The 12,863-nt window shown below is 45.8% G+C and carries 10 protein-coding genes; 3 read left to right on the top strand and 7 right to left on the bottom strand.

Annotation, left to right across the window (positions count from 1 at the left end; translation table 11 throughout):
• Positions 1-2: 2 nt before the first annotated feature.
• Both folP and ftsH read right to left on the bottom strand, forming a co-directional pair.
• Positions 3-818 carry a dihydropteroate synthase gene (gene folP / locus AC121Z_RS07300; protein WP_498127753.1) on the bottom strand — a complete coding sequence of 272 codons (816 nt, stop codon included), beginning with the start codon at positions 816-818 and terminating at the stop codon, positions 3-5.
• 92 nt (positions 819-910) lie between these two features.
• The gene (gene ftsH, locus AC121Z_RS07295) at positions 911-2,857 is read right to left on the bottom strand and encodes an ATP-dependent zinc metalloprotease FtsH (protein ID WP_498127751.1); all 1,947 of its coding nucleotides are present in this window, start codon (positions 2,855-2,857) and stop codon (positions 911-913) included.
• A 594-nt stretch (positions 2,858-3,451) separates the two neighbouring features.
• Between ftsH and yhbY the strand changes: the two genes are divergently transcribed.
• On the top strand, positions 3,452-3,748 hold the full coding sequence (gene yhbY, locus AC121Z_RS07290) for a ribosome assembly RNA-binding protein YhbY (protein WP_498127750.1): 297 nt from the start codon (positions 3,452-3,454) through the stop codon (positions 3,746-3,748).
• A 36-nt stretch (positions 3,749-3,784) separates the two neighbouring features.
• Positions 3,785-4,564, top strand: coding sequence for an SDR family NAD(P)-dependent oxidoreductase (locus AC121Z_RS07285; RefSeq protein WP_498127749.1), 780 nt, complete (start codon positions 3,785-3,787; stop codon positions 4,562-4,564).
• A 15-nt stretch (positions 4,565-4,579) separates the two neighbouring features.
• Here the strand turns inward: AC121Z_RS07285 and AC121Z_RS07280 are convergent, their stop codons facing one another.
• The 5 genes from AC121Z_RS07280 to AC121Z_RS07260 all read right to left on the bottom strand — a co-directional run bounded on the left by AC121Z_RS07280 (position 4,580) and on the right by AC121Z_RS07260 (position 9,938).
• Complete coding sequence (locus AC121Z_RS07280; RefSeq protein ID WP_498127747.1) at positions 4,580-6,967, bottom strand: Lon protease family protein; 2,388 nt, start codon at positions 6,965-6,967, stop codon at positions 4,580-4,582.
• 93 nt (positions 6,968-7,060) lie between these two features.
• Positions 7,061-7,351 (bottom strand): NadS family protein, encoded by a 291-nt coding sequence (nadS, locus tag AC121Z_RS07275; protein ID WP_498127746.1) that lies wholly within the window; start codon positions 7,349-7,351, stop codon positions 7,061-7,063.
• On the bottom strand, positions 7,348-7,665 hold the full coding sequence (locus tag AC121Z_RS07270; RefSeq protein ID WP_498127744.1) for a type II toxin-antitoxin system RelE/ParE family toxin: 318 nt from the start codon (positions 7,663-7,665) through the stop codon (positions 7,348-7,350). Before AC121Z_RS07270 ends, nadS begins: the two co-directional genes overlap by 4 nt.
• Before the next feature lie 219 nt (positions 7,666-7,884).
• Positions 7,885-8,454, bottom strand: a complete 570-nt coding sequence (locus tag AC121Z_RS07265) for a hypothetical protein (RefSeq protein WP_498127743.1) — start codon at positions 8,452-8,454, stop codon at positions 7,885-7,887.
• Between the two features lie 2 nt (positions 8,455-8,456).
• Positions 8,457-9,938, bottom strand: a complete 1,482-nt coding sequence (locus AC121Z_RS07260) for a hypothetical protein (protein ID WP_498127742.1) — start codon at positions 9,936-9,938, stop codon at positions 8,457-8,459.
• Between the two features lie 302 nt (positions 9,939-10,240).
• Between AC121Z_RS07260 and leuS the strand changes: the two genes are divergently transcribed.
• The gene (leuS, locus tag AC121Z_RS07255; protein ID WP_498127741.1) at positions 10,241-12,850 is read left to right on the top strand and encodes a leucine--tRNA ligase; all 2,610 of its coding nucleotides are present in this window, start codon (positions 10,241-10,243) and stop codon (positions 12,848-12,850) included.
• The last annotated feature ends 13 nt before the right edge of the window (positions 12,851-12,863 follow it).

Genomic DNA, 12,863 nt, shown 5'->3' with positions numbered 1-12,863 from the left:
TTCTACTTGTTATTTTTAACCGCATTCACCACCCGCAACGCATCAATGGTGGCATCTACATCATGCACCCGAATAATCTGTGCACCCCAGTGAGCAGCCATGGTCGCAGCGGCGATACTAGCCGCTAGACGTTGCTCTACCGGCTTATCTGTTACCGCACCCAACATGGATTTGCGCGAGACTCCAACTAACAGTGGATAACCAAGTGCCAGGAAACGTGGAATGGCGGCAAACAGCGTATAATTGTGTGCCACAGTTTTACCAAATCCAAAGCCAGGATCCAATGCAATTTCGCTTTTATCTAATCCTACAGCTTCGCACGCGGCCACGCGTGCCGATAAGAAATCAATCACATCCTCTACGACATCAGTATATTCAGGTTTATGTTGCATGGTGCGAGGCTCACCCCGCATATGCATTAAACAAACCGGAACCTTAAGCTCGCTGGCTGCTTGCAGTGCGCCTGGTGTGCGCAAAGCATTGACGTCGTTGATCATTGACGCACCTGCACCTACGGCGGCGCGCATCACCTCTGGCTTATGGGTATCGATAGAAATAGGAATATCTGTTTTGCTGCGCAGTTGTGTGATGACCGGTACAACACGCTCGAGTTCCTGCTCGACGCTAACAGATTGTGCCCCTGGCCTTGTCGATTCACCACCGATATCAATGATCCCCACGCCTTGTGCAACCATTTCCAAGGCGGAATTTACCGCTTTATTAACGTGCAAGTGCTGACCGCCATCTGAAAATGAATCAGGCGTAACGTTTAGGATCCCCATAACAGTGGGTTGAGTTAATTGTGTAAGCGAAAACATAACTGCGTATTCTGTAACCAATTAGTTCGGCGTTTAAATTACCACAAAAAAACGCCAGCAATAGCTGGCGCTTTTCGGTCATTTACCCAACGTTAACTTGTTGCATCATTGGGTTTAGCATTGCTGGTGTCTGACGCTTCACCTTGGTTGACGTCTTGTTTGACTTCTGCACCACCGCTGGGTTTGTCGTTGTCATTAGATTTACTACTATCCCAGTCAGCTGGCGCACGAACTTCGCGACGCTCCATCAAGTCATCTATTTGCTTCGCATCAATCGTTTCATACTTCATCAACGCATCTTTCATGGCATGCAGGATGTCGATATTGTCTTTCAAAATTTGCTCTGCGCGCTCATAGTTACGATCAATTAATGACTTAATTTCTGCATCAATTGCGCGCGCAGTGTCGTCAGACATATGACTGGCTTTAGACATACTGCGCCCGAGGAATACTTCACCTTCCTCTTCTGCGTATAACATGGGCCCCATTTTGCTGGACAATCCCCACTGCGTTACCATTTTACGGGCAATGTCAGTGGCGCGCTCGATATCATTTGATGCTCCCGTTGTCACTTTGTCGTCACCATAAATGATTTGTTCTGCAATTCGTCCACCAAATAAGCTTGAAATCATGCTCTCTAGGTGTTGCTTGCTGTGGCTAACGCGATCCTGTTCGGGTAAGTACATGGTTACACCCAGCGCTCGCCCGCGCGGGATAATTGAAACCTTATACACGGGATCATGTTCAGGAACTAAGCGCCCGACGATAGCATGCCCCGCTTCATGGTATGCGGTCATAGTCTTTTCATCTTCCGACATAACCATCGACTTGCGTTCTGAGCCCATCATGATCTTGTCTTTGGCTTTATCGAACTCTTCCATCGAGACCAAACGCTTGTTCGAGCGTGCCGCAAATAACGCCGCTTCATTAACCAAGTTGGCTAAGTCAGCACCAGAGAATCCTGGTGTACCGCGCGCAATCACCGACGCTTCAACATTATCACTGATAGGAACCTTGCGCATATGCACTTTCAAAATCTGCTCGCGGCCACGAATATCGGGCAAACCAACCACTACCTGACGGTCAAATCGACCGGGGCGCAATAGCGCTGGATCCAATACATCAGGACGGTTAGTTGCAGCAATCACGATAATCCCTTCATGACCTTCAAAACCATCCATTTCGACCAACATTTGGTTCAACGTTTGCTCACGCTCATCATGACCACCGCCAAGACCAGCGCCACGCTGACGACCTACCGCATCGATTTCATCGATAAAGATAATGCAGGGCGCTGATTTTTTTGCTTGCTCGAACATATCACGGACACGGCTAGCACCAACGCCCACAAACATTTCGACGAAATCCGAGCCTGAGATTGTGAAAAACGGTACTTTTGCTTCACCGGCAATGGCTTTCGCTAGCAGGGTTTTACCCGTTCCTGGTGGCCCTACCATCAGCACGCCTTTCGGGATCTTTCCGCCCAGCTTTTGGAATTTGGACGGGTCACGCAAGAAATCAACGAGCTCAGACACGTCTTCTTTCGCTTCATCACACCCCGCCACATCAGCAAACGTGGTTTTAATTTGGTCTTCGCCAAGCAAGCGAGCCTTACTCTTACCAAACGACATCGCACCGCGGCCACCGCCGCCCTGCATTTGTCGCATGAAGAAAATCCATACCCCAATCAATAGCAGCATTGGGAACCAGGAAATAAAAATCGTGCCAAGCAACGATGGTGACTCTGGCGGTTCACCTAACACTCGAACATCTTGTTTGATCAGGTCAGAAATCAACTGTTCATCAAAATACGGGATGTAGGTAACAAAGGTATCGCCATTACTACGAGTACCGCGTATCTCACGCGCATCGCTGTTAATACGAACTTCTCTGATATTGCCCTGATTAACCTGATTGATAAATGTCGTGTAATCAGTTTGTGCCCGCGCAGACTCGCCAGGCGAGAAGCTCTGAAAAACGGACATTAAAACCACGGCGATTACCAGCCAAAGGATTAAATTTTTTGCCATGTCGCTCAACGCATTAAACCTCGTAAAAAATTGCTAAGACATTCGAGTTGCGCAGCCACGGATGGTTCCGGTGCCGAGCATGAAAATCTCATCGCGAAGTAGTAAACAATACTACACCTTGTAACCTGTCGCCACCTTATAGACAACACGCGAGTGAACTCGCAGCGGAACAGGCTTGCGCGTTTTTAAACCCTAAACACGCTTTTCACGGCTCGAAAAACTCATCTACATCCTTCGGCCTGAAATACTTTTATCACATCTGTCCATTCGACTTGGATCATGAATGGGGCAAATCTAACGCTAACTCACGCAAATACTATACTTACTACGTACTTGGTCAACGGTTGGATTACCAATCGTCTTGGCTGCCATAACTGTTACTACGACATCAAGCGTTTTTTGTCTCGCTATTGACCAATGCATTTGGCACCGACCTTCTCAATAATCGCCAGCCAGAGTTTTTTAAATAGCCGCGTTCACTGCCGGCGCAACACGCCTTTTTTGGTCATTAATTGCGATCATTGTCGTATTGCAACCTAGATGGCGTTAGAATACTGCTTTTCAAGTGACAATACGTCATCTAATTGTAAGAAAATTGGTACGATGAACTTAACAAACAAACAAAAACAGTTCCTGAAAGGGCTGGCGCACGACAAAAAACCGATTGTACAACTGGGCAATAACGGTCTTACCGAAGGTGTACTCGCTGAGATTGATAACGCACTTGGACATCATGAATTGATAAAAGTGAAAATCCCCACTGATGACCGTGAAGAGAAAAAACTCATTGCCGACGCAATCGTACGCGAAACTCACGCCGCGCAAATTCAAATTATCGGGCATACACTGGTACTCTATAAACCAGCAGATGAGCCCAAAATCGTGTTACCGAAACGTTAACCCGTTTCACCCTACAACGACAGAAGAAAAATAATTATGCAAATAACAAATAACATGACAGCCATTGTGACCGGCGGTTGTTCGGGTTTGGGGCATGCAACTGCGATCCGATTGCGCGCAGCCGGATTTAACGTTGCCATTTTTGATATGAATGCAGATGTAGGTGCGCAGCGAGTCACTGAACTAGGCGCAGATCAAACGCTCTTTTGTGCAGTTGATGTGCGTTCTGCTGAATCAGTGGAAAGCGCGGTTGCAGAAGTCGTAAAAACCTTTGGCAATATCCGTTTGTGTGTTAACTGCGCAGGTGTAGCGCCTGCCAAACGACTACTCGATAGAGAAAGCAACCCAATGCCACTGGATAGTTTTCAAAACGTTATCGATATTAATCTGGTCGGTTCGTTCAATGTTGCCCGCGTCGTCGCTGCCCACATGGCACAATTGGATACCGTCGGTGAAGCCGCTGAACGTGGCCTTATCATTAATACCGCTTCAGTCGCAGGGTATGAGGGCCAAATCGGACAAACTGCCTACGCGGCCAGTAAAGGAGGGATCATCGCCCTCACCCTACCTATGGCTCGTGACCTTGCTAAACTTGGCATTCGGGTCAATACCATTGCGCCGGGGATTATGGGAACGCCCATGCTATTAGCAATGCCAGATAATGTGCAGGACGCGTTGAAAGCCAACGTCCCCTTCCCTAACCGTCTAGGATTACCGGAAGAATACGCTAACCTCGCTGTTCACATGTTTGAAAATGCTTATCTCAATGGCGAGACCGTGCGTTTAGACGGTGCGCTGCGGATGCCGCCCAAGTGATCGTTTTGCGGCGGGCTAGTCTTGCCCGCCGTTTACGATATTCGCAATATTATATAAGCGATTAACCGCATGATAATTCACGCTGCCCTTCGGGTAGCGACCTTTCGCATTCATTTCCCCAGCCTCCTGCTGCATTAACAGGGTAATTGCCTCATCGACGGTGGCGACTGGGTAGATATGGAATTGCCCCTGACCAATGGCGTCGATTACCGGACCATCAAGCATTAAATTAACTTGATTAGAAGCCGGAATGATGACGCCCTGCTGGCCGGTAAGCCCACGATACTGACAAAGGTCAAAGAAGCCTTCAATTTTTTCGTTCACACCACCGACAGCCTGCACTTCGCCATACTGATTAATTGAGCCAGTGACGGCTAATTCCTGACTCGCTGGAATTTCGGTCAGTGCCGACAACAAGGCCAATAATTCTCCCAAAGAGGCACTATCTCCATCGATGTGGCCGTAAGATTGCTCTAAGGCAATATTCGCCGACAAGGTTAATGGGAAGTATTGCGCGTACTTATTCCCCAAATAGCCCGTTAACAACATAACGCCTTTGCTGTGAATGGGCTGACCAAGCTCAACTTCACGCTCAATATCAACAACCCCAGAAGCCCCTGCATACACTGTCGAGGTGATCCGAGCTGGCGTACCAAAGGTGGTATCACCAATTTCCAACACGGTTAAACCATTGACTTTGCCGACGGCTTTGCCTTGGGTATCGATCAGTACATGGCCTTCTTTAATATCATCGAATAAGGCCCCTTTTACCCGACCTGAGCGACGTTTTTTGGCTGCTAACGCTTCATCAATATGCACTAATTGAAGCTGCTCTTGCTGATTTTGACGCGCAAAATAGTTAGCTTCTTTGAGCAACTCGATTACATCTGAAAAACGCGCTGACAGTTTATGTTGATGCTCTGCCATACGCATCGAGTAAGTCACTAAACGCACCATCGCAGTCTGTTCAATGCCGCTTAGACCCAGCAATAATAATTGATGTCTTACCCGCCCGACGAAGTCCCGTAAGTTCTCATCACTGAGTTCAATTTCATGATCAAAATCCACCAAGACTCGAAACAGTTCATCAAATTCATCATCATAATCCTGCAAGGTATAATACAGATCACGCGACCCCATCAGGATGACTTTGACGTTCAGCTCCATCGGTTGTGGTGTCAACATGATCGCATTAACCATACCGATGTCTTGTTGCGGCGGTTCCATTTTCAAACTGGAAAACTTCAACGCCAATTTGAGAGACTCCCACACATAGGGTTGTTGCACCATTTTATCAGCATCAAGCAATAAATAACCGCCATTGGCGCGGTGCAAGGCACCCGCTTGGATCATGCTGTAATTGGTGTAAGCGACACCTTGACTGCTGTTATATTCGATTTTGCCAAATAAGTTCTGGTGTGTGGGATTCGGCTCATAGATCACTGGTGCGCCATCAGTAATCAAATGGGACACCATAACATTGGGTAAAAATTGCTCTTCTAATATTGCGCGTCGATCGAACTCTTCGGGTTTGTCATCTTTGTTCTCAACCAGCAACAATTCAAGAACCGCATCAATTAACGGGGTTTTCATTTGGCGTAAATACTTCAAAACCCCTAATTGTGACGCATATTGGTGCTCCAAATGCTTTAACAGCGGCCGTATCCCCTGCTCTGCGGTTGAACGCTTGAGTTCCCGCAGGCGTTCGCTGTGTTGACGCTTCCAAAGGGGCAATTCGATTAGCGCATCACTTAAACGTGTCTCTAAGTTATCGATCAAACTATAAAAGTGTGCCCGTTGTTGTTCGTCTAACTGGCTAAATTGTGCATCATTAATTGGCTCACCATTAATGATCGGTGAAAATGAAATACTGCCACTATCTTCATAGAGGGCTACGCCTTGCGACTGCGCGTATTTTTCAACCTCATCAATCGCATGATCGTACTGCAATTCAAATTGGCGCCCTAGAGCGGCCTTCTTGCGTTGATAGCCGGGGTTATCAAAAGCTGCCGGGAAGGTATCAAGGATATCATCAAGTAAATTCTCGATATCAGCAATCAAACGTTTACTGTCACCCGCCGGTAGATGCAGGATGAAAGGTTGGCGTTCATCGTCAAAGTTATTGACATAGACCCAATCCTCCGGCGTATTCTTATGCGTGACAGCCTTTGCTACATAGTCATGCACCAAGGTATAACGACCGGTGGCTTGTTCGCCCATCACGTAAAGGTTATAGCCTGTCGCTTCAATACCTAGCCCAAAACTGAGCGCCTCGCGAGCACGTGTCTGACCGACAAATGTTGCTTGCATTGCTGAATCATCAGCTAGTGCATGGATTATTTTCTGCAGTTGTGGGGCGGCATTCAGTTGTTCAGGGGTCAAGGCAGTGACGCCCTTCGGCATTTTTTTCATTGAATTATTTATCGTTATTGGATGCCTTTTGATTTTGCAGGGCTTTGCCACGCATTTCAACACGCCACCGAAATATTAATCAATCTAGTGATTAAGTGCTTCCAACGCATATTGAGGGTCAGCATCCAAGATTTTGAGCAGAGCGCGGGCGGGGCCAGTTGGATGACGGCGGCCTTGTTCCCAATTTTCTAATGTGCGTTTGCTCACGCCCAAAACATCAGCAAAACGGGTTTGCGTTAATCCCGTTTTGGCGCGAATGGCTTTTACTTGCGGCTCAGCAAATTCAGTTGTGCGAGCAGGCTTAGTCTTACCTTTGATGATCTCGTCGGCTTGACTAACGCTCTCTATCAATTGTTCAAACATGTCGTCATTCATTCTGACCACCTATCTACTATTTTCTTCAATTTTTTGAGCTGTGCATCTGTTAGATTATCCTGCACATTTTTTGGGTAAGCCAACAACATATACAATTGGTCGTTGTCATTCATCCAGTAATAGATAACTCTTACTCCACCACTCTTACCCCTTCCTTCCAGCGCCCAGCGGACCTTCCTTAGGCCACCACTGTTTTTGATTATTGCGCCCCTATCCGGCCTGCTAACCAATGCTTCCTGAAAGTCTTTGTATTCGTCATCACTCATCAGCTCGGTTATAAGCTTGGTGAATATGGGCGTTTCAATAATTACCATTTAGAAACTATACCACTAAAACAAAAATACGCCAATGGCGTATAAAAATAACCACTTGCATTGCTCAGGATAAGCTTGCTGAGGATCGAAAAGTTATACAGGACTGAACTTTACAGTATTTGGGCCAAAAGGCGCTTTAAGTGTTTCATCACCACCGCACGCTGTTTTGTCCCACCCAAACTATAAAGTTCCCCAACGCATTGCCAAAGGCATCGGCTGTTATTTACCAGGATTTACAATCTGTATTCTTGAAATACAAGCTTCAGCTCTTATCATTGAGCCTTTTCCTGAATTTACATCTGTATTGTGCATTAGATTAAGTTTTTCGGCATTTTCAGTGTTATAAACGAGATAATCTATTGATACAAAATGATTTTTTAGTTCCCGCAGTTTAAAGCTCAATTCTGTACTTCTACATGATTCAGGGAAAACATCTGATTCGACCCTGACCATCCTGCCATCAATAATGAATTCATATACCCCTCCAGCATTTCTATAATGTTCATATTCACCTTCAAATTTAAGCTGTACCAACTTTTCTCTATTCTCAATAAACCTTTCGTTTTTCTCCTTCTGAGTGTCAATACCGTTTAAGTAAACTGCGCCAGGTACCAAAAGATAAAACACCACCAAACACAGTTTATAAAAAACACCTGTTAGATTAAGCTTCTCGAAGACAATATACAAAATCAACGTAAGGAATAAATTTGCAAACGCGATCATCACTACCACTTCGATCTCTCGAAGTGGCAATACCTCCAATGAACCCAAGACATAATAATCCGTCACAGTCAACCTCCAAAGAAGTTAGCGATTTTCACGATGGATTGTGAATATTTATATGCTAATGCCCCTTGCCAACCCAGATCATAGGTTTTATCTATAACAAATGATCTTTCCAGCTCAAGTGCACCGTTGACTCCGGGTAGAAGTCGGGAACTTATATTGTTTGAAAGTGAGTTGACGCCAGGAATATTGTTAACAAATGGAATATCCTTTATTTCAAAACCGGCTCCTACATAAACACCCTGAAAATCAACCGGTTTAAGAACATAATCCGAGTCCAGCTTCATTAATGGAGAAAATTCATTTCCTAGAACATCATTTAAAGTATCTCCATTTAAAATTTGCCCTCGCTCAAGCCCAATAAATGGACCCATTTTTGCCTTCACGCCAATCAAATCAAGTGGAGACACATCGACCGTTGAGGATAATGCATAACCTGACAGGAAGTCTGTTGTGCTGGCAGTTTCGGAATATGAAATTCCTCCTGTTCCGAAAAGAGAAATATTTGATTCAGTTACGTCGGCTCCAAACAAATATCCTCCTCCAACCTGCATCTGGCCTTTTGAATTAATTGCAATTGCCATGTTTCCACTGCCAATTAATAGTCCAAATTGACCACCACCATTGAGTTCAAGCTCAACGGTTCCTCCGTCGTCTAGCAAAGGAATAATTACGGCATCAAGGCCATCATTGAACATCTCGTTGAAGCTATGGGAATTGTAATATTCAAGTCTCCCCTTACCCGCTCCCCACGCAGCTTGATCAAATGCACTTGCGGCATCCCAGTTATAGGCGCTAGCTGCATCTAAACCTACATTAGGTCGAGCATTACGGCCAGTAATGTATGAAGCATCTCCTCGCGAAACTGCCGCCTTCAAGCTTTGTTTATATTGGCTAGAAAATGCGCTTCTATCAGCATCAAACTGGGTTCTTTGTGCGCTGGCTAAAGCGCCAAGTGAACCACTTCTATTCACATATTTAGTCGACAATGCCACGCCCGCAGCGGAACTAGCAAATGAATCAACATTGCCGATTGATCGTGTGGGTATTTTTACCTTACTTTCAACATCAGACCTAATATCGCTCAATGCTTCAGACATTGAAGCTTCCAATCTAGTATTGAGAGTTAAGTTAACCGCCCCTGTGGCTTTGGAAGATATTGAACGATCAAAGGCTGACAGCTGTAATCCACGATCAATTCGTTCATTTACGACACCACTTACTTTGGCACCCAGCAGCGAACTCTGCTCAGCAAGGTATTGATTACGATTGCTGGACTCAATCTGCTTAGCAACTATCGAGTTCCCCAACGCATTGCCAAATACATCGGCCGTTGCATCATAGTCGTATCTGTAACGTTTTATGAAAAAATTCGCTTTAAATCCAGCGAGTTGATGACTAACGTTATTCAAGCGAGAAGTGCGTGTGTGCATCATAAACATACTTTGAAAAGCTTGCTTCCTTGCTTTTTTAAAACGATAACACATAGGCTTTTATTGCGAAATCCACTCAGTCGTAAAACTATTACTCATTTAAATACGCGCATCAATATAGGAAAAGGTGCTCTTTCGCTAGTCCTGTGTGCAAAAACAATTAGACAGCACAGTGCTGAATATCCACTGAAACGTTGACTACAATCTCACATTGGAAATCGGCTTTTTTTGTTAAATGCTGCGTTTGGATCTGTTGTTGGCTGCCTCGTTGAGGTATTCTTAGCGGCTTTATATTGGCGCGACAAATGCCCTCGCGTTGTTGCAATAACCCCCATGAATACGGAATCTTAAGCTGCATGTCAGAAAAGCAATACGATCACAAAGCCATCGAACAAGAGATCCAGGATCACTGGCAACAGAACGACACGTTTAAAGTCGACGTGGATGACACTAAAGAAAAATTTTATTGTTTATCCATGTTCCCGTATCCCAGTGGCAAGCTGCACATGGGGCACGTAAGAAACTACACCATCGGCGATGTGATCAGCCGTTATCAGCGCATGCAAGGTAAAAATGTGCTGCAACCCATGGGCTGGGACGCATTTGGTTTGCCAGCGGAAAATGCGGCAATCAATAACCAAACCGCGCCAGCCAAATGGACCTACGCCAATATCGACTACATGAAACAACAGCTTAAGTCACTCGGATTTGGCTACGATTGGTCACGCGAAGTCACTACCTGTAAGCCTGATTATTATCGCTGGGAACAGTGGTTTTTCACCCGTTTATATGAAAAAGGCTTAGTGTACAAAAAACTGTCAACGGTAAATTGGGATCCCGTAGACCAAACCGTGTTGGCCAATGAGCAAGTGATTGACGGTCGCGGCTGGCGCAGTGGTGCGGTGGTTGAGCAAAAAGAAATCCCACAGTGGTTTATTAAAATTACTGATTATGCTGAAGCCCTCTTAAACGATCTTGATGGATTAGACGAGTGGCCTGAGCAAGTAGTCGCCATGCAACGTAATTGGATTGGCAAATCTAAAGGCGCAAATATTCGCTTTGCATTACCTCAGGAAACCGCTGGTATCAGTAATCTAGAGGTATATACCACTCGCCCTGACACCTTGTTTGGCGTTACCTATGTGGCGGTTGCCGCACAGCACCCATTAGCTCAACACGCCGCACAATCGAATGCTAACGTGGCCGCATTTATCGCTGAAGCAAAACACACAAAAGTTGCCGAGGCTGAACTGGCAACCATGGAAAAGCGTGGCTGTGATACTGGTTTAACCGTGGTTCATCCATTAACCGGCGAAGCATTACCCGTCTGGGTCGCAAACTTTGTATTGATGGAGTATGGTTCAGGCGCAGTCATGTCTGTACCGGGTCATGACCAACGCGATTGGGAATTTGCCAGCAAGTATCAATTACCGATCAAACAGGTGGTAGCCGCTGCCGCAGACGCGGAAATTACGTCAATCGAGCACGCTGCGATCACTGATAAAGGCACCTTGATTAACTCTGAACAATACACCGGTTTAGATTTTGAAGCTGCATTTGATGCCATCTGCAAAACTCTCGAGGAACAAGGTAACGGCGAACGTACCGTTAATTATCGCTTACGTGATTGGGGAGTTTCACGGCAACGGTACTGGGGTGCACCAATCCCAATGATTAATCTGCCCGACGGCTCTGAAATGCCAGTGCCGGCAGAACACTTACCGGTCGAATTGCCTGAAGACGTCGTGATGGATGGTGTAACCAGCCCGATAAAAGCGGATAAGTCATGGGCACAAGTCAATATCGATGGTGTTGCCGGTGAACGTGAAACCGATACCTTTGATACCTTTATGGAATCCAGTTGGTATTATGCACGCTATGCATCAGCGCCAACAGATGCAATGCTAGATCCAAAGGAAAGCAATTACTGGTTACCGGTTGATCAATATGTCGGTGGCATTGAGCATGCAATACTGCACTTATTGTATTCACGTTTTTTCCATAAATTATTGCGTGATGAAGGCTTAGTTGATTCCGACGAGCCATTTAAGCGTTTGTTATGCCAAGGCATGGTATTAGCAGAATCCTTCTACCGCGAAGATTCGAGCGGCAAGAAAACCTGGTATTCACCCACGGATGTTGAGTTGACGCGCGATGACAAAGGCCGGGTTATCAAAGCTGTATTAAAGAGCGATGGCGAAACGGTGATTGCTGGTGGTATGACCAAAATGTCGAAATCCAAAAATAACGGCATCGATCCACAACAAGTAATTGATATGTATGGCGCCGACACAGTGCGGTTGTTTACCATGTTTGCGGCACCACCAGAGCAAACACTGGAATGGATTGATTCTGGTGTTGATGGTGCACACCGCTTCCTGAAACGTCTTTATCGCCTTGCCATGGACAATATGGATGCATTACAGCAATTCGCTAATCCTGCACAACAACACTTTGCCGACCTCAATAAAGCGCAAAAAGACTTGCGTCGTGAGATCCATAAAACCATCGACAAAGTCAGTGATGATCTTGGTCGTCGCCAAACTTTCAATACGGCTATTGCGGCAATCATGGAATTATTGAACCGCTTACAAAAAGCGCCAACAAATACTGCTACTGACAACGCTATTTTGGCGGAAGGCATTCAGGCAATGATCCAGTTGTTAAATCCAGTTACGCCGCACATTTGCCAACATTTGTGGCAAGCGCTGGGACATGCAGACAGCATCGAATTTGCTGGCTGGCCTCAGGCGGATCAATCAGCGTTAGTTGAAGATGAAAAACTGATCATCGTTCAGGTCAATGGCAAAGTTAGAGCGAAAATAACCGTTGCCGCTGATAGCGATGAAGAGTCAGTAAAAGCTACAGCCATGGCCCATGACAATGTGCAAAACTTTATCCATGATAAAACCGTACGCAAAGTCATTCTGGTGCCTGGTAAGCTTGTTAATATCGTCGCGAACTAGGTTTGGAAAATAG

The sequence above is a fragment of the Alteromonas sp. DYW1 genome, from assembly GCF_059752595.1.
Note: the sequence above shows the minus strand (reverse complement) of the source record. Positions and strands in the feature narration are given on the sequence as shown.

What these genes read in the sequence shown, in the direction of transcription:
- folP (WP_498127753.1), bottom strand. Translation starts at nt 818, where the DNA reads ATGTTTTCGCTTACACAATTAACTCAACCCACTGTTATGGGGATCCTA.
- yhbY (WP_498127750.1), top strand. Translation starts at nt 3,452, where the DNA reads ATGAACTTAACAAACAAACAAAAACAGTTCCTGAAAGGGCTGGCGCAC.
- AC121Z_RS07285 (WP_498127749.1), top strand. Translation starts at nt 3,785, where the DNA reads ATGCAAATAACAAATAACATGACAGCCATTGTGACCGGCGGTTGTTCG.
- AC121Z_RS07280 (WP_498127747.1), bottom strand. Translation starts at nt 6,967, where the DNA reads ATGCCGAAGGGCGTCACTGCCTTGACCCCTGAACAACTGAATGCCGCC.
- nadS (WP_498127746.1), bottom strand. Translation starts at nt 7,351, where the DNA reads ATGAATGACGACATGTTTGAACAATTGATAGAGAGCGTTAGTCAAGCC.
- AC121Z_RS07270 (WP_498127744.1), bottom strand. Translation starts at nt 7,665, where the DNA reads ATGGTAATTATTGAAACGCCCATATTCACCAAGCTTATAACCGAGCTG.
- AC121Z_RS07260 (WP_498127742.1), bottom strand. Translation starts at nt 9,938, where the DNA reads ATGTGTTATCGTTTTAAAAAAGCAAGGAAGCAAGCTTTTCAAAGTATG.
- leuS (WP_498127741.1), top strand. Translation starts at nt 10,241, where the DNA reads ATGTCAGAAAAGCAATACGATCACAAAGCCATCGAACAAGAGATCCAG.